At 26.9% G+C, this 16,289-nt stretch carries 15 protein-coding genes and 1 tRNA gene; 3 read left to right on the top strand and 13 right to left on the bottom strand.

Translation table 11 applies throughout. The features are described 5' to 3' along the window. Nucleotide 1 precedes the first annotated feature (1 nt). The 5 genes from BMUR_RS03545 to BMUR_RS03565 all read right to left on the bottom strand — a co-directional run bounded on the left by BMUR_RS03545 (nucleotide 2) and on the right by BMUR_RS03565 (nucleotide 5,243). Nucleotides 2-1,048, bottom strand: a complete 1,047-nt coding sequence (locus BMUR_RS03545; RefSeq protein WP_013113228.1) for a glycosyltransferase family 2 protein — start codon at nucleotides 1,046-1,048, stop codon at nucleotides 2-4. A 15-nt stretch (nucleotides 1,049-1,063) separates the two neighbouring features. Continuing rightward, entirely contained in the window at nucleotides 1,064-2,059 is a 996-nt protein-coding gene (locus BMUR_RS03550; RefSeq protein ID WP_013113229.1) for a glycosyltransferase family 8 protein, read from the bottom strand. Nucleotides 2,060-2,074: 15 nt separating this feature from the next. Continuing rightward, nucleotides 2,075-3,100, bottom strand: coding sequence for a glycosyltransferase family 8 protein (locus BMUR_RS03555; protein WP_041749975.1), 1,026 nt, complete (start codon nucleotides 3,098-3,100; stop codon nucleotides 2,075-2,077). Nucleotides 3,101-3,326: 226 nt separating this feature from the next. Further along, nucleotides 3,327-4,181, bottom strand: coding sequence for an aldo/keto reductase (locus BMUR_RS03560; RefSeq protein ID WP_013113231.1), 855 nt, complete (start codon nucleotides 4,179-4,181; stop codon nucleotides 3,327-3,329). 27 nt (nucleotides 4,182-4,208) lie between these two features. Then, on the bottom strand, nucleotides 4,209-5,243 hold the full coding sequence (locus tag BMUR_RS03565; protein ID WP_013113232.1) for a mechanosensitive ion channel family protein: 1,035 nt from the start codon (nucleotides 5,241-5,243) through the stop codon (nucleotides 4,209-4,211). A 165-nt stretch (nucleotides 5,244-5,408) separates the two neighbouring features. Between BMUR_RS03565 and BMUR_RS03570 the strand changes: the two genes are divergently transcribed. Continuing rightward, entirely contained in the window at nucleotides 5,409-6,167 is a 759-nt protein-coding gene (locus BMUR_RS03570) for a hypothetical protein (protein ID WP_013113233.1), read from the top strand. Nucleotides 6,168-6,258: 91 nt separating this feature from the next. On the opposite strand, the gene BMUR_RS03575 is transcribed toward BMUR_RS03570, so the two are convergent. Then, nucleotides 6,259-7,095 carry a histidinol-phosphatase gene (locus BMUR_RS03575; protein ID WP_013113234.1) on the bottom strand — a complete coding sequence of 279 codons (837 nt, stop codon included), beginning with the start codon at nucleotides 7,093-7,095 and terminating at the stop codon, nucleotides 6,259-6,261. 155 nt (nucleotides 7,096-7,250) lie between these two features. Here BMUR_RS03575 and BMUR_RS03580 point away from each other — a divergent pair. Then, a tRNA-Leu gene (locus BMUR_RS03580) sits at nucleotides 7,251-7,332 on the top strand. Between the two features lie 7 nt (nucleotides 7,333-7,339). Here BMUR_RS03580 and BMUR_RS03585 read toward each other — a convergent pair. Beyond that, nucleotides 7,340-8,638, bottom strand: a complete 1,299-nt coding sequence (locus BMUR_RS03585) for a hemolysin family protein (protein WP_013113235.1) — start codon at nucleotides 8,636-8,638, stop codon at nucleotides 7,340-7,342. Nucleotides 8,639-9,410: 772 nt separating this feature from the next. Here BMUR_RS03585 and BMUR_RS03590 point away from each other — a divergent pair. Next, nucleotides 9,411-10,994: a helix-turn-helix domain-containing protein gene (locus BMUR_RS03590; protein ID WP_013113236.1), complete on the top strand. Its 1,584-nt coding sequence runs from the start codon at nucleotides 9,411-9,413 to the stop codon at nucleotides 10,992-10,994. 135 nt (nucleotides 10,995-11,129) lie between these two features. Here BMUR_RS03590 and purC read toward each other — a convergent pair whose 3' ends face one another. The 6 genes from purC to fusA form a co-directional block, all read right to left on the bottom strand. Next, on the bottom strand, nucleotides 11,130-11,846 hold the full coding sequence (gene purC, locus BMUR_RS03595) for a phosphoribosylaminoimidazolesuccinocarboxamide synthase (protein ID WP_013113237.1): 717 nt from the start codon (nucleotides 11,844-11,846) through the stop codon (nucleotides 11,130-11,132). Nucleotides 11,847-11,938: 92 nt separating this feature from the next. Next, nucleotides 11,939-12,427, bottom strand: coding sequence for a 5-(carboxyamino)imidazole ribonucleotide mutase (gene purE, locus BMUR_RS03600; RefSeq protein WP_013113238.1), 489 nt, complete (start codon nucleotides 12,425-12,427; stop codon nucleotides 11,939-11,941). 72 nt (nucleotides 12,428-12,499) lie between these two features. Further along, nucleotides 12,500-12,673 carry an FmdB family zinc ribbon protein gene (locus BMUR_RS14595; protein ID WP_013113239.1) on the bottom strand — a complete coding sequence of 58 codons (174 nt, stop codon included), beginning with the start codon at nucleotides 12,671-12,673 and terminating at the stop codon, nucleotides 12,500-12,502. 99 nt (nucleotides 12,674-12,772) lie between these two features. Beyond that, a complete protein-coding gene (locus BMUR_RS03605; protein WP_013113240.1) occupies nucleotides 12,773-13,180 on the bottom strand; it encodes a hypothetical protein in 408 nt (135 codons plus the stop codon). A 14-nt stretch (nucleotides 13,181-13,194) separates the two neighbouring features. Continuing rightward, nucleotides 13,195-14,013 carry a PTS sugar transporter subunit IIA gene (locus tag BMUR_RS03610; protein ID WP_013113241.1) on the bottom strand — a complete coding sequence of 273 codons (819 nt, stop codon included), beginning with the start codon at nucleotides 14,011-14,013 and terminating at the stop codon, nucleotides 13,195-13,197. 87 nt (nucleotides 14,014-14,100) lie between these two features. Next, nucleotides 14,101-16,191 carry an elongation factor G gene (gene fusA / locus BMUR_RS03615; RefSeq protein ID WP_013113242.1) on the bottom strand — a complete coding sequence of 697 codons (2,091 nt, stop codon included), beginning with the start codon at nucleotides 16,189-16,191 and terminating at the stop codon, nucleotides 14,101-14,103. Between the last annotated feature and the right edge of the window lie 98 nt (nucleotides 16,192-16,289).

The following is a 16,289-nucleotide window of genomic DNA, read 5'->3' on the forward strand; positions in this document are numbered from 1 at the left end:
CCTACAAAATGATATTATTTTTTCTTAAAAATTTCAATATTACTGGAGGAAATAACTTTCTACACATGTAATACATAGAATATACTAGACGATAAACAAAATAACTAATATTCTTATTAGTAAGATAACAGCAATTACATATTAATTTTAAATAATAGACATTAACATAACAAGATATATTATCATCAAAACTTACAACATAACTTCTAAAATTAGAATATAATTTAAAGGAATTATCTTCAGCAACAAAATCATAAAGAATACGAATAAATAAAGTTACCAATGATTTATAATATTTATTATCGTCACTATTAATATTTTTTAATAAAGATTTTAATATATATTCATAATCTTTAATGCGTCTTTGTTTATTAATTTTATGCCCCAAAGATTGAATATTATTATTAATATGATAGTATATAGAATTGTTATTATAATACATAGACGGATTGTATATAAAACATTTAAAAATAAATTCTAAATCTTCTGATATAGTAACATTATCCAAAAAAAATATATTATTTTCAAGTATAAACTGTCTTCTAAAAATCTTATCCCATACAAAAGGACTGCAATTCATATTGAAATCACGTAAAAAAGAATCTGCATACTTATCTTTTTTAATATTAAATTCTCCAAATAAAGTATCATTACAATAATTTATCTTATTATTTTCATCAATAAAAAATACATTATTAGTGAATATAATATCATAATTTTTTATCTCTGTAGAATTATATAAATATTCTAAATAATTCATATTCACATAATCATCTGAATCTATAAAAGCTATATAATGACCTTTAGCAATATTGATACCAATATTTCTAGTTTTACTTACACCTTGATTAGTACTATTTTTTATAACTACTATTCTATTATCACCCTGAGCATATTCATTCAATACACAATAACTATTATCTGTAGAACAATCATCTATACAAATTATTTCTATTTCTTTTAATGTCTGGTTTATGATACTATCTAAACATTTTCTTATATAATTTTCTGCATTATAAACAGGAATAATAACAGTAACTTTAACCATAAAAATATCCATATATTAAACATCAAAAGCCCTTCTAAAAGCCTCTCTCCACTTCTTAACAGGTATAAACCAAGCTATTTTATTTACATTCTTAAAACTCATTTCTATTCTTATTTTGATAAAAAATATTACTATCTTTAAAGTATTTCTATTATGATAAACACCAAAACATCTTACATCATTGATTTTTAATTTAGTTTCCTCATAATCTCCATACTTTTGTGCCAATATAGTTTGTATAGCATCTATAGGACGCTCTAAAAACCAAGGGGTTAATTGATAGTATTTCCAAAACTCATCTATAAATATAACACTCCTACAATCAGATTTCCATGGTTTAAATGACATATAATGAATTATCTTAACATCATTTAAATTATAATCTATATAATACTGCTGTATTTTATTAGCAAAAAAATTCCATTTAGGTTCTATAAACTTAACCCTATTTTTTAAGCATTCATTTAATATTTCTTCATCTGTCCATACTTTACCATTATTTTTATAAAAAAAATCATTATAACTTTTTTCTATATTAATTTCTCTGCATAATTGAGAATTAAATAATATGACTCCTGAATTAAAATAATTATTATTTCTAGCATTGTCAGCCACTAAAGCATAATAATTATTTATATCTATCTCAAATAATTCTTTCAAACTGCTTCTTACAATAGTATCACAATCTAAATATAATACTTTATCAATATCTGGCATTAATATATGTATATCAAGTCTATAAAACATAGCTGGAGAAAATCTGCCATTATAATTTCCAAGTTCATACCATTTTTTATACTTCTCAAAATCTGGTACATAAAATTTCATATCACAATTTTTAATTTTTTTTAATGATAATAATTTATTCTTATTTTCTTCTGTTATTCCGCCGTCTAATAAATGAAAATATATTTCCTCATCTTCTTTGGAATTTGAAAGTATAGAGGCAATTGTTGTGCCCATATACTTAGCATAATTATCATCTGCCGATAAACATATATCCATTCGCATAACATTTTTCCTTTATCAAACATCAAAAGCCCTTCTAAAAGCCTCTCTCCACTTCTTAACAGGTATAAACCAAGCTATTTTATTTACATTCTTAAAACTCATTTCTATTCTTATTTTGATAAAAAATATTACTATCTCTAAAGTATTTCTATTATGATAAACGCCAAAACATCTTACATCATTAATTTTTAATTTAGTTTCTTCATAATCTCCGTACTTCTGTGCCAATATAGTTTGTATAGCATCTATAGGACGCTCTAAAAACCAAGGAGTTAATTGATAATATTTCCAAAATTCATCTGCAAAAAAAGCTACATTACATTCTTTTTTCCAAGGTTTCCCAACACAATGTATAATATTAATTTTATTTATATCCGCACTAATTTCTTTATAGCATGATTTATTATCCAAAAAATCCCATTTCTTATCTATAAACTTCACTCTATTTTTTAAACAATAATTAAGTATATCCTGATCCTTATATCCAAGTATGGGCATAGTATCTACTGCATTATAAAACTTTTCTTCTAAATTATCTTCTATCCAAAGTTTATTGTTTATCATTAAGAAGCCGGCATTAAAATATTTGTCTGTTTTACTAAAACCTATAGGAGCTTTTACCTCATCTATTTTATCCATAACATCTTCTACTACATAGGCATAATAATCTGACATATCATCTGAAAATAACTCTCTTAAGCTTGAATTAATTATCATATCGCCATCTAAATATACTATCTTATCAGCATTTGGTATCAATGAAGGAATAGATAATCTAAACCAAGTGGAATTAGATTTCATATTATATTTTGAAATATATTTAAAAATTTCTTCTTTAGGTTCAATAAAGTCTATACTGCATTCTCTTATTTTCTTTAATGATAATATCTTTTCTTTGTTAGAATTATTAATATTTTCAGATATTATATATATATTAATATTTTCATCATCTTTTGCATTTGAAAGTAAAGAGGCTATTGCAGTTGACATATACGGAGCATAAGCATCATTTGAAGCAAAACATACATTTATATCTATCATACTATATCCATAAGACATAATGCATTGAGCCTATTAAGATTAATAGGTATATGTGTAAAATATTGTTTAAGATTATTGCTTGCTTGCTTGCTTGCTTGCTTGCTTGCTTGCTTGCTTGCTTGCTTGCTTGCTTGCTTGCTTTTAATGATAAAAAGCCATTTATAGTATTAAAGAAATAATAAATCATAGTCAAATTGTATATTATTTTAATAAAAAAACAAGTAAATTATACTATATCCAAAGGCATTTTTTTACTTGGTTTTGGAAACTCTTTATTTATAAGTGCCATATCTTCATCATCAAGCTTAATTTTTTGAGACTCTATATTTTCTATTATATGTTTTTTATTAGAGCTTTTAGGAATAGCTATTTTATTATTAAAACTCATAATAAAAGCTAAAGCTATTTGAGAAGGTGCGGCATTATGTTTTTTTGCTATGCTTAATAGAGTATTATTTTTTAATATATCTTTACCCAAACCTCCAGCCTGTGCCAAAGGACAGTAAGCCATCAAAGCAATATTTCTCTCTTCCATATAAGGAGCTAAAGAATAATCTGCCCCCCTAGAACCCAAATGATATAATACCTGATTGACTGTGCATTTATCGCCGTCTTTTATAGTGTCAAGTTCTTTCATATCATCAATATCAAAATTAGAAACGCCCCAATCCTTTATAAGCCCATCTCTTTTTGCTTCTTCCATACATTCTACAGTCTCACTTAATGGTACTCTTCCCCTCCAATGAAGCAGATACATATCAAGATAGTTTAATCCCATACGTTTTAATGAGCATTTCAAACTTTTAAATAATTTATCTCTTCCAGCATTATGAGGATATACTTTTGAAACTATAAAAATCTCTTCTCTTTTAATATTTGACATTTTTAAAGCATTTCCTATTATGGATTCAGCTTTTCCTTCTCCATACATTTCAGCTGTATCGATAAGCCTTACTCCATTTTCTAAAGCAAATAATATAGCCTCAGCCTCTTTTTGTGCCTCTTTTTCAATCTCTCCCATACACCAAGTGCCTATACCAAATTTAGGCATTATATTTGAAGATTTTAAAGTATAATTCATAAATAATCCTTTGATTTTTATAAAATATTATTCTTTGCTTATATACAAAGTCCTTGAAGGGAATGCAAATCCTACACCAAGTTTATTAAACTCGTCTATTATTTTATAATTTATATCCTCAACTACTCTTACAAATTCATTATAATCCGCTGTATTTACGTAGTATATTACTTCAAAATTAAGAGAAGAATCAGCAAACTCTATAAATCTAGCACTTACAAATTCAGTATTATTGGTTTCTATAACTGTCTTTAAAATATCAGGTATCACTTTTAATTTTTCTAAAGGAGTAGAATATTCAACTCCAAGCATCATATACTGTCTTCTCTTTTCTAATATTCTATAATTTTGTATTCTTGAAGCGAGCAAATTAGTATTTGATATTAAAAGCTGCTCACCGCTGTTTCTTCTTATACGTGTAGATTTTATTCCAATATATTCAACCACCCCTTTATCAGCATCTATCTGTATATAATCGCCTTTCAAAAATGGCTTATCAAATACTATTACAAAATAATTGAATAAGTCCGCTATTATACTTTGTGCCGCAAAAGCAACTGCCACACCGCCTATACCAAGTCCTGCTATAAAAGTGTTAACATTAACGCCTAAATTTGAAAGTATTGTTAAAAATCCGATAACCCATATCAAAGCTTTTAATATGGTTATAATACCGTCAGATATAACAACCCCTTTTTTATTAGAAAGATAATTATTACTAAAATTGCTTATTATATCGCATATAAACATTACAACAAATATAATAAAAAATACTACAACTATTTTAGTCCAATAACCGCTTACTTCTTTTGGCAGTACAAGTCCTACTCTTGCAAAAGAAAGAGCAATAATAAAGATAAGAGGTCTAAGCCTTTTCTTTATACTTTTTGCCAAATTTACTATAAACTCATTTTGTAATTTAGTATTTAGTTTTAACAATACTTTAAGAAATAATATTAAAATAATATTCATTGCTATTAAACTAACAGCAAATACTATTACAGATATCAAATACTTCAGTAAACTATTATTCCAAATAATCGTTTCTTTTAAATATTCCATACATTCTCCTAAAAGCTGAATTATAGAGCAATTCTATTATAAAATAGTATTTTTTTAAAGAAAAAAATTCTAATAAAATTGTAATAAAATATAAATATTTTTTGACATAACATAAACAATATATTAAAATAGCTTACAATAATTCTAATAAAAATGAGGGTAAAAATGAAAAAGATTTTAACTATTTTTGTCATCTCTGTTTTAGCTATCGCATGCGGCGGTCAAAAAACAGAAACTACTACTACTAATGATACTGCTTATACTAATGACGCTGCAGCAGGAACATTAACAATTGATTTCCAAGCTATAGTTGGAGATACTAACAACGCTTCTATAAGCAGTAATTCATACTTAAAAATTACTGGTTCTTATGGAGATATAGACGGTAAAATAGATGCTGCTACAGGAGCTTCTATGCCTTCAAGAACACCAGACTTACTTAACAAATACAGATCAGCTGATAACAATGTATTAAACAATAGAATAGAAGTTAGTATGGGTCAGTTCTTATTATTTGGTACAGCTAATGCATCAAGATACATTGATGACGGTATGTCTGGTTCTGGTATAGCTCAAAGAACAGTTGACGGTACTACTGGTCCTAAAGTTACAGGTACTGGCATTACAAAAGGCGATGACGGAGTTATAACTATCAGATTCGTACATGCAGGCGGTAAAACTGTTGATCCTTATGTATTTGAAATGAAATCTGATACTAACGGAGTATTCCAAATTGGTGCAGGTACTGAAAACTTCAAAAGAAGCGAAACTGCTCTTACAAATGATTTTGACTTTAACACAGATTCTGCTCTTTTAATAGTTGATAAAGCTAAAGAAGGAAATTCTTATTGGAAAGGAGATCTTCAAGCTGCTTTTGAAAATAATATAATAAAACTTAATGGTACTTTAACAGAAGTTAAATAATAATCATTAATTTATATAATAAAAAAGCATAGGCCATATTTTTTAATATTTCCTATGCTTATTTTTTTCATAAAATATTAAAAAATACTTTTTATAAAATATTATCTATACTAACATCATTAAAAGTATTATCATACAAAACTTTTATATTAGAAAATCCTAATTTTTTTAACTCTTCAATAACTTCTTTATAGCAATGATCTATATTATTAGCATTATGAGCATCTGAATTTATCATAATAGGTATGTTATTTTCTAATAATTTTTTTATTGTATTTTTGTTAGGATAATGGGCATTTAAATTATTTTTATTCATAATCTTTGTATTTATTTCAGCTATACTTCCGCTTTTTTTTATAACTTCAACTACTTCATCTATCTTTTTTAAATACCAATCCTCTTCTTCAGTAAAATATTCTTTATTTAAATTATACTTTCTTACAAGGTCTAAATGCCCTATAATATCTGGATTTTGTTTTTCTATCATTTTAATAACATTATCATAATATCTATAAATAACTTCTCTAATATTTCCAAAATAATTAATAGTATCATTAAAACTTTCTTTTGACATATCTATAGGAAAATAATTGCCCTTACCGTCATCAACATAATGTACAGAGCCTATTCTATAATCAAGCCCCATTTCTTTATCAGTATCTTTATTTAAATTAGAATAATAATCCCCTTCAATACCAAGATAAACCTCTATCTTATCTTTATAAATATCTTTAGCTTTTTTGATATTTTCTAAATATTTAAATGTGTTTTCTCTGCTCATAGAAGTATCATCTTCATCAAAATGAGAATGCCCAGAAAAACCTATGCTTATTAGTCCTTTATTTATAGCAGCTTCGATATTTTCTTCTACAGTATTTTTTCCGTCACAGTAAATAGTATGGGTGTGTAAATTAGATATATATTTCATAATAATAAAACCCTTTTAAATAAAATATTAATAAACTTATTTATAAAAATAAAAAAATAATAAAAGATATAATAACAAAATTTTAATTAAAGTAAATAAAATAATAATCATTTGACAAAATAATTATTTAATATATAATACCTTACATTATTAAAGCTCGGGTGGTGGAATAGGTAGACACAACAGCTTGAGGTGCTGTCGGGTAACACCGTGCTGGTTCAAGTCCAGTCTCGAGCAATTTTTCTTAATTATTTATTATCTCTTCTTTATTTTCCTTTTCTTCAATTTTATTTACTATAAGTTTATCTATTCTCGCTCCGTCCATATCAACTATCTCTAAATTAAATCCTTTCCATTCTAAAGCCTCACCTTCTGAAGGTACATGCTGTAATAATTCTAATATAAGTCCGCTTATAGTATTATAATTACTTGAAGCATTTTCATCTTCTATTTCAAAATACTCTAAAAAATCATAAATATGACACTGCCCGTCCACAAACCAGCCTCCGTTTTTTCTCTTTCTTATATCTTTGCTTTCTTTACCTTCAGAGGCAGAGCCTACTAATGCCCCAAATATATCACTTTGAGTAACCATTCCGTCTATATTTCCAAACTCATCAGATACAAGCCCTATTTTAGTATTATTTTTCTTCATATCTTCAAGAACTAAATATACTTCCATATTGTTATGAAAATAATGTGCCTTTTTAACAAATTTCTCTATTTTGGCTTTTGAATTATTTAATTTATCAAATATATCAGTTACTCTAACAACCCCTATAATATTGTCCAGATTATTATCAACCACAGGATAAGCAGAAAAAGAATGCTTTGACACTATTTTTCTTATCTCATCATTACTCATATTAATGTCCAAAAACACTATATCATTTCTATGCGTCATTATAGACTCTATTTTTCTGTCCCCCAAAAAGAAAGCACGCTCTATAATATCCTGCTCAATTTCTTTTACTTCTCCTCCCTGTCTGCCCTCTTCTATCATAGATTTTATTTCTTCTTCAGTTACCGGGCTTTTATCATCTTTTATTCCAAGAACCCTAGAAACTAATAATGCACTTTTAGATAAAATCCATACAAAAGGAGCACCTATTTTTGAGAGTAATGTCATAGGTGATGCCACGACTTTAGCTATCTTTTCAGGCATTACCATACCTATTCTCTTTGGTACAAGCTCCCCAAATATAAGTGTCAGATATGTAACCAAGGCAACTACTATTATCTGAGAAGCTGCTGAAGCATATGATGACGGCATATTAAATTTAATTAATACATTTGCTAATTCTTTTGCAACAGTATCTCCAGAATAAATACCTGTTAATATACCTATTAATGTTATTCCTATTTGTATAGTTGATAAAAACTTATCAGGATTATCAGCTAAAGACAATGCTGCCTTTGCTCCTTTATCTCCTTCTTTACTGTCTTTCATTAAAGACGATTTTCTAGCTGAAATTACAGCTATTTCTGACATTGCAAATATGCCGTTTAAAAGTATTAACACTATTATTATTATTATATCCATTTTAATTTATCCTTAAAATAAAAAATTATTTACTAAATAAAAAATAATCTGAAAGCATTTGATAAGTATTATAGCTAGAACTATTAAAATATTTACATAAATAGAATATACAGTGAAGATATTTATCCTTAATTAAGGGCTTAATTTAGTTAGAAAATTATATTATAAAAAATAAAAATTACAATAGTTTATAAATATTTTTTACATTATATTTTTTATAACTTTATATATTCTTATCTTTTTATAATATACGGCTTTATTATAATATACAATAAATAATACTATATCTCTGCTTACAATATTATAATACATAATCTTATTTTATATATATTTTATAAGTATATTGTTAATATATAAAATTCATATAAATAATTAATATAAGCAATAGCATTATTGATATTAATTACAAATTTTATATTTATTTTTTTAATAATATAATCTGCATAATAGGTAAAAATTAGAAAATTTATATTTTTTTATAAAAATATAAATTTTTCATATTTTGGTGTTCAAAATACCCTATAGGTATATATATAAATATTTATAAATAATTAAATAATTAAGAATTATGCATATAACTCAAGAGAATAGATTTAAAAAATTCTATATTTTAATATTTTTTATTATTAAAAATTCAATTAAAAATGCTATATCAATTTTAAAATATAATAATAATAATATTGTAATACATTTTATACATTAAAACCCTTGAAATTCTTTATATTTTGTTTATAATAATAGAAAATAAATTTATTATAAAATAGAAGAAAATATGATTGATTTTAATTTAAAAGACATTAGAGAAAAAATTTTAAAGCTAACGCAAAGTCAGTTTGCGAAAATGTTAGGTGTGCGTCAGGATTATATTTCAAGATTAGAAAGAAATGCTAATAATATAACTCTTGACCTATTAGATAAGTTGGCTGAAAATACAGGACTTAGTATTGATGAGCTTACGAAGTATAAAAAGAACTCTTTTGAAGATGAAGATTTCGATTTATATAATGATCTACTTAATATACAAAATATAGCTGACAAACTGAGTGAAGAAATAAGTTCTGCAGACAAAAAGAACAATGATAAAATAACGGAACTTTTATCAAATGTTTATAATCAGATAAATGAAACATTTGATATTGTTGTATACGGAAGATACAGTTCCGGTAAAACATCATTTATAAATGCTATTTTCGACAAGAATATAGATACTAATCCTTACTCTGAAGATACAAATAATGATGAATACTATCTTCAAGATGATTCTAAACTATTTAGAATTATAGAATATAAGGAAAATGTGCTTGACACTAGAAAATACAGCAGAAATAATATGTTTATTTATCTTTGTGATATAAATGCATTTTCTCAGGAAGACATTACAAATATAAATGCTCTTGCTAACTTTACAAATAATTTTAATAATATATTTGTAATATTTTCTAAGGCAAATATTTTTGATGAAGATGAGCTCGGCAGTGTTATAGATAAGAAATTTGATAATTTAAGGAACTTTATATCTAAAAGCAATAACATAAATAAAATAGACTACAGTTTATTAAGAGAGAGATTTTTCCCTTTCTCAATAAATAATACTAATCTTGTTAAAGAAATAAAAAATAATTTTGCTCAAAGCATTAAAATAGCATACTATAAAAAAATATTAGAATGTGTGAATTTTGATATTGAAATAATAGATAATAAAAATGAATTCCAAGAAAATGATAAATTGGAATCTAATTTATCTAAAATAAAAACATCAGCAAAAGAAGCTTTCAGTGAAATATACAAAAATACTTTAAATATAGATAATATAATTAAAGCTATAGATGATAACAATGTATATAGAAAGAAAGATGATATAAAAGTACTATGCAACAGTATTAATTTAGAATTAGACACTCAGTTATACAATATACTTAAAGTAACAGAGGAAGATTTTAATAATAAAGATATTAGTAAAACATCTAAAATATCAGCCAATATAACAGCATGCAGTATGCCTATAGTTCCAACATTCAAACTATTAAATACAAGCAGTTTAAAACTTCTTAATATAATGGGGATATCTATATCGTTTCTTCCTAGTGTCGTATTTATACTATCTGGTTTTATGTCATTCTCAGGCAATTGGAAAAAAACTCTTGCTAAAAAAGTTATAAAGGCATATGAAGAAGAAAATGTTACTTCAAAATATAATAAGGTAATAGATGAATATTTTGCTACTTATCTGCTAAATATTAAAGAAATAGACAGCAAAAGAATAGAAATATTAAAGTATCATGATGATCCTAAACTTTATAAAAACATAAAAACTGTATTATCTAATTTTGCTCAATATGTAGAAAATGCTAAATAAAAAATTTAGTTTATAATAATGAAAAGGATATGTAATACATATCCTTTTTTTATATGATAGCAAAAAATAAATAAAAAGCTTTACCAAACTTATTAAGTCTAGTAAAGCTTTTATACTTTTATAAAGATTTAATAATTACAGATTATTAAGTCTATTCAAAACTTCTATATAAGCCTCTTCAATAGAACCCAAATCTCTTCTAAATCTATCTTTATCCAATTTTTTGCCAGTTTCCTTATCCCAGAATCTGCAAGTATCTGGTGTAATCTCATCAGCTAATAATATCTCGCCTTTTGAGTTTTTACCAAATTCTACTTTAAAATCAACTAAAGTAATTCCTATTTTATCCAATGCCTCTTTTAATAGATTATTAACTTTTGAAGTTACATCATATATGTATTTTAATTCATCATAAGTAGCCAATTTCAAAGCAACAGCATGATGATCATTAATCAAAGGATCCCCGTACTCATCATTTTTATAGCATATTTCAAATATAGTATTGGGAGGAACTGTACCTTCTTCTATACCAAGTCTTTTAGCCATAGATCCTGCAATTAAATTTCTAACTATTACTTCCAATGGAAATATTTTTACTCTCTGACAAAGCTGTTCCCTGTCATTTAATTTTTCTATAAAGTGAGTTTTAATACCATTTTTCTCAAGCATTTTAAAAAGCAATGAAGTAATCTCATTATTCATAACGCCTTTATCTTTTATAGAACCTTTTTTTTCACCATTGAAAGCAGTAGCATCATCTTTATAGTATACAATAATCTGATCTGGATCATCAGTAGCATAAACTTTTTTAGCTTTACCTTCATATATCATTTCTTTTTTTTCTTTAGACATATATTAACTCCTGTTATGTCAAAACTTTTTATACTATTATATACTTTTTTTATAATTTTTCTATATAGTAATGTTATAAAATATAAAAATAATTATATATCAAACTCTACGGCTTTATTATTATCAGCAATAAAATCTTCTTTCATTTTTTTTCTATATTCTACTAATTTATTTTTAATACTGTCATATTTTAAAGCAAGTATTTCAACAGCAAGCATAGCAGCATTATAAGAATTATTAATACCAACAGTTGCAACGGTTATAGGTTTAGGCATTTGAACTATAGATAAAAGTGCGTCCATTCCGTCAAGATTACCTGCACTAATAGGAACACCTATTACTGGAAGTATTGTTTTTGAAGCTATAACACCGGGTAGATGTGCGGCAAGACCTGCTCCTGCAATAATTACTTCAAAGCCTTCTTCTTCTATTTCTTTAATAGTTTTTTCAAGATGTTCTGGAACTCTATGAGCTGAAAGTATAAATGCTTTATATTCAACTCCAAATTCTTTTAAGCAAGCAGCAGCACCTTTCATTTTATCAGTATCAGATCTGCTTCCAAATATTATAGCAGCTTTCATATTATTTTCTCCTAATAATAAATTTATCTATATTATAAACAAAAATATATTATAGTGCAAATATTAATAGAGCTACTTTTTTATAATATGATCTATAGATTTAGTATCTTTACTTCCGCATTTGGGGCATTTAGGCATGCTTAAGATTGAAAATATAGTACCACCCAAAATAGGCTTTTTAGATTTACTGAAAATTTTGCCGCAGGAATTACATCTATACATAAATGGAGGATTAAAAGGCAGCATAATAAAACTCCTATAATAATTTTTAATTTACTGCCATTATAATACATACAAACGACAATTTTTGTCATTATTTTAGTGATTATTAAAAAATATTATATTTTATCTTATCGAAGTCTTAAACTCAGAAACAAATGTAGAATCCTGATTATCTTTTACTGTTACCTTAGCATCATAAACTTCAGATGGAAGATATTTTCCGTTTTTATCCAAACCAGACCATATACAAAAGGCAGTTTGCCTGCTGCTTTCAATAATCATGTCCTTTGAATCTATCAAATCTCCGTTTTGAGAATATATATCAAGTTTAGCACTTATAATTTCACCGCTTTTAATAGATACTTTATATGTGGTATTTTCACCATTAGAAAGGGTAAAAGGATTAGGATAATTATAAAACTCTGAAAGAAGAGAGCTAGGTTTATTAGGGGAGCATGAAATATAAAGGAAAGCTAAAAGAATTAATAATAATATTTTAGCTTTCCTTTTATTTAAGAAACTATTTATCATTAACAAATTAAATATTAATCAGTAGTAAACAATATTCTTCCGCAATGGAAACACATTATAATTTGATTTTGTCTTCTAACTTCATTAACAGTCATTTTAGGTATAGCTACATTACAAGCACTGCATTTATAATTTTCTATTTTAGCTAAAGCTTCGCCTTTATTTTCTTTAATTCTTTTATAATTTTCTAATACAGCAACATCTATTTTACTTAATATAGTGTCTTTATATTTTTTGTACTCTTCCAAAACAACATCAGATTTTTGCTGAGAGTGAGTAGAGCTGTAAAGTTCATATGCTTTAATTTGTATTTCAGCTCTTTCAAGTTCAATTAAGAATTTAATTTGTTTTTCAGCTTCAAATTTTTCATCTAATTTTTTGAAAGATTCTAAAACAGAAGATAATTCATCATAAGTTTTAGTAGCCATAACTTTATCAAGTATTTCTTTTTGATTTACCAAGAAGAAAATTTGAGAAAGATTTAATAGATAATCCTGAGGATTATCAAGGTCAGAAAGTATAGCAAATACAAGTTTTACCGGACTTTTTTCATCAGAATCTGAATCGTAGTTGATTTCATCTTTCAAGAAACCTACAAATATATCAGTTTTTCCATAGCCTTGAATTCTGCCATGAGGAACAGCAACGCCGTTGCCTATATTAGTTGTGTATTCATCTTCACGCTTTTTGAATGCATCAAATACAGCATCTGCAGAAGCAGAAGCAACTGGTGCAATTTTTTCACTTAAAGCTCTAAAAAGTGATTCTTTGTCTTTTGATTCCAAGTCTTCAAATACATGTTCTTTTGTAATTTTATCAATTATTTTGAGCATACAATCTCCTAGTGTTATACATATTAAATTATTATATTATAGTATATAAAAAATATCAACTTTATTTTTATATACAGCATTTAATTATCACTCTCCGCTGCCAAGCAAAGCATTTCTTTCCTCTATAACTTTATCAGCCAAAGGACCTGTTAATTCCTGATAATGAGAATGCTCCATTTCAAAAGTACCTCTGCCTGAAGTAGATGCCTTCATCTCTATAGAGTAAGTAAGCATTTCAGATAGTGGAACTTCAGCTTTAATCATCTGTACAGTATTTGATGCTGCTTCCATACCCAAAATTTTTCCTCTTTTGCCTGTAAGCTCATTCATTATAGCACCTGTAAATTCTTCCGGTACATATACAGTAACTTTCATAATAGGCTCTAATAATACAGGACTTGCATTTTTGAATGCTTCTTTAGCTGCCATAGAACCTGCTATTCTAAACGACAATTCATTAGAATCTACATCATGATACTTACCATCATATAGTCTTACCTTTATATCTACCATAGGATATTTACCCAAAGGTCCCTGTGCCATAGCATCTTGTATACCCTTCTCTACTCCCGGTATATACTGTTTAGGTATAGCACCTCCGAATATATCATTGACAAATTCATATCCGCCGTCTCTAGGAAGAGGCTCTACTTCTAAATGAACTTCTCCAAACTGACCGCTTCCTCCAGACTGCTTTTTATGCCTATATTGTGCCTGAGCTTTCTTTCTTATAGTTTCTCTGTAGGCTACTCTAGGAACACTCTGTTCTATTTCGGCTTTAGTTAAAGATACTACTCTGTCAAGTGCTAATTTTACCTGCAAAGAACCCATAGCTTTTATAATAGTTTCTTTTGTTTCGCTGTCAAACTCTACATGGAAAGTCAAATCTTCCTGAGAAATTGTATCAAGGACTTCAAGTGCTTTTATATCATTTTTTAATATTTTAATAGCTGTAAAATAAATAGGCTGCGGTATTTTTAGAGGCAGGAATTGGAAAGGTGAGCTTGGCGTACTTATGGTATCTGCTGTTTTGCAGTCTGAAAGTTTAGCTAATACTCCTATATCGCCTGCTGTAATAGTATCTGCTTCAAATTGTTTTTTGCCTCTTGCGGTATATATATGAGATACTTTTTCTTTTTTGCCTGTTCTTGAATTATATATTTCATCACCGCTTTTTATACTTCCGGAACGAACTTTAAAGAATGATATTCTTCCTGCATATTGATCTATAGTAGTTTTAAATACAAAAGCAGCAAAAGGATTATTATCGCCTAATATAGACCTTGTAGCTGGTTCATTTGTTAGAAGGTCTGTACCATCTGTAACAGGAACATATGAAGGAGAAGGCATATATCTTATTATAGTATCAAGTACCGCTCCCATACCTATATCTCTTATAGATGTACCAAATAAAATTGGAACTACTTTATACTGAAGTATAGATTTTGTTAAAGCTTCTATGTATTCTTCGTCGGTAAACTTTCCGCCTTCTAAAAATCTTTCTGTAAGACTATCGTCCACTTCGCATACAAGTTCTTTAAGTCTGTCTCTAGTAGCTCTGTACTCATCATAATACTCTTCTGGTATTTCTGCTTCTACAATTTTTCCATGTTCATCTCTAAAATATGCCTTATGATAAATAACATCTATTATACCTTTAAAATCTTTACCATTACCCATAGGTATTTGTATAGGAACTACAGGAGGCTCTTTAAAATTATTTTCTATTTTTTCTAATAAAGTTTTATGATCAACCATCTCCTTATCTATTTTATTGATAAATATTATTCTAGGTCTTTTAAAACTATTAGCCATCTGCCAATGTTTTTCTGTTTCTATCTGTATACCAAACTCTGCATCTATTACTACTATACAAGATTCTGCTACTCTTAATGCAGGATTAATCTCACCGCTAAAATCACCCGAGCCCGGAATGTCAATCAAATTAATCTTATGATCTTTCCATTCTATAAAACTTAAAGAAGTACGTATCGACATTTTTTGTTTTATCTCTTCGTCGGTATAATCACTGACTGTAGTACCTCTTTCTATTTCGCCTTTCTTATCTATAGATTTAGCTCTATATAGTAAGGCTTCATTTAAATATGTTTTGCCGCTTCCTACATGTCCCAAAAGGACCACATTACGAATACTTTCTGGGTTATAGATTTTTCCCATAGACATTCCTCCTTTTATAACAGGTGATATTTTGATATAATAGATTATTTATTATATTATTTCGGTGATTTCTAAAGAAGCTTAAAGAATAAGCTGAT

Origin of the sequence: Brachyspira murdochii DSM 12563, assembly GCF_000092845.1 — a bacterium.
Classification (GTDB): Bacteria; Spirochaetota; Brachyspiria; order Brachyspirales; family Brachyspiraceae; genus Brachyspira; species Brachyspira murdochii.

Bases quoted from the DNA above. Each gene is read 5' to 3' on its own strand.
- fusA (WP_013113242.1), bottom strand. From the start codon at position 16,191: ATGGGAAAAATCTATAACCCAGAAAGTATTCGTAATGTGGTCCTTTTG.
- BMUR_RS03585 (WP_013113235.1), bottom strand. From the start codon at position 8,638: ATGGATATAATAATAATAATAGTGTTAATACTTTTAAACGGCATATTT.
- BMUR_RS03575 (WP_013113234.1), bottom strand. From the start codon at position 7,095: ATGAAATATATATCTAATTTACACACCCATACTATTTACTGTGACGGA.
- BMUR_RS03610 (WP_013113241.1), bottom strand. From the start codon at position 14,013: ATGCTCAAAATAATTGATAAAATTACAAAAGAACATGTATTTGAAGAC.
- BMUR_RS14595 (WP_013113239.1), bottom strand. From the start codon at position 12,673: ATGCTGCCTTTTAATCCTCCATTTATGTATAGATGTAATTCCTGCGGC.
- BMUR_RS03545 (WP_013113228.1), bottom strand. From the start codon at position 1,048: ATGGTTAAAGTTACTGTTATTATTCCTGTTTATAATGCAGAAAATTAT.
- BMUR_RS03570 (WP_013113233.1), top strand. From the start codon at position 5,409: ATGAAAAAGATTTTAACTATTTTTGTCATCTCTGTTTTAGCTATCGCA.
- purC (WP_013113237.1), bottom strand. From the start codon at position 11,846: ATGTCTAAAGAAAAAAAAGAAATGATATATGAAGGTAAAGCTAAAAAA.
- BMUR_RS03550 (WP_013113229.1), bottom strand. From the start codon at position 2,059: ATGCGAATGGATATATGTTTATCGGCAGATGATAATTATGCTAAGTAT.
- BMUR_RS03605 (WP_013113240.1), bottom strand. From the start codon at position 13,180: ATGATAAATAGTTTCTTAAATAAAAGGAAAGCTAAAATATTATTATTA.
- BMUR_RS03590 (WP_013113236.1), top strand. From the start codon at position 9,411: ATGATTGATTTTAATTTAAAAGACATTAGAGAAAAAATTTTAAAGCTA.
- BMUR_RS03555 (WP_041749975.1), bottom strand. From the start codon at position 3,100: ATGATAGATATAAATGTATGTTTTGCTTCAAATGATGCTTATGCTCCG.
- purE (WP_013113238.1), bottom strand. From the start codon at position 12,427: ATGAAAGCTGCTATAATATTTGGAAGCAGATCTGATACTGATAAAATG.
- BMUR_RS03560 (WP_013113231.1), bottom strand. From the start codon at position 4,181: ATGAATTATACTTTAAAATCTTCAAATATAATGCCTAAATTTGGTATA.
- BMUR_RS03565 (WP_013113232.1), bottom strand. From the start codon at position 5,243: ATGGAATATTTAAAAGAAACGATTATTTGGAATAATAGTTTACTGAAG.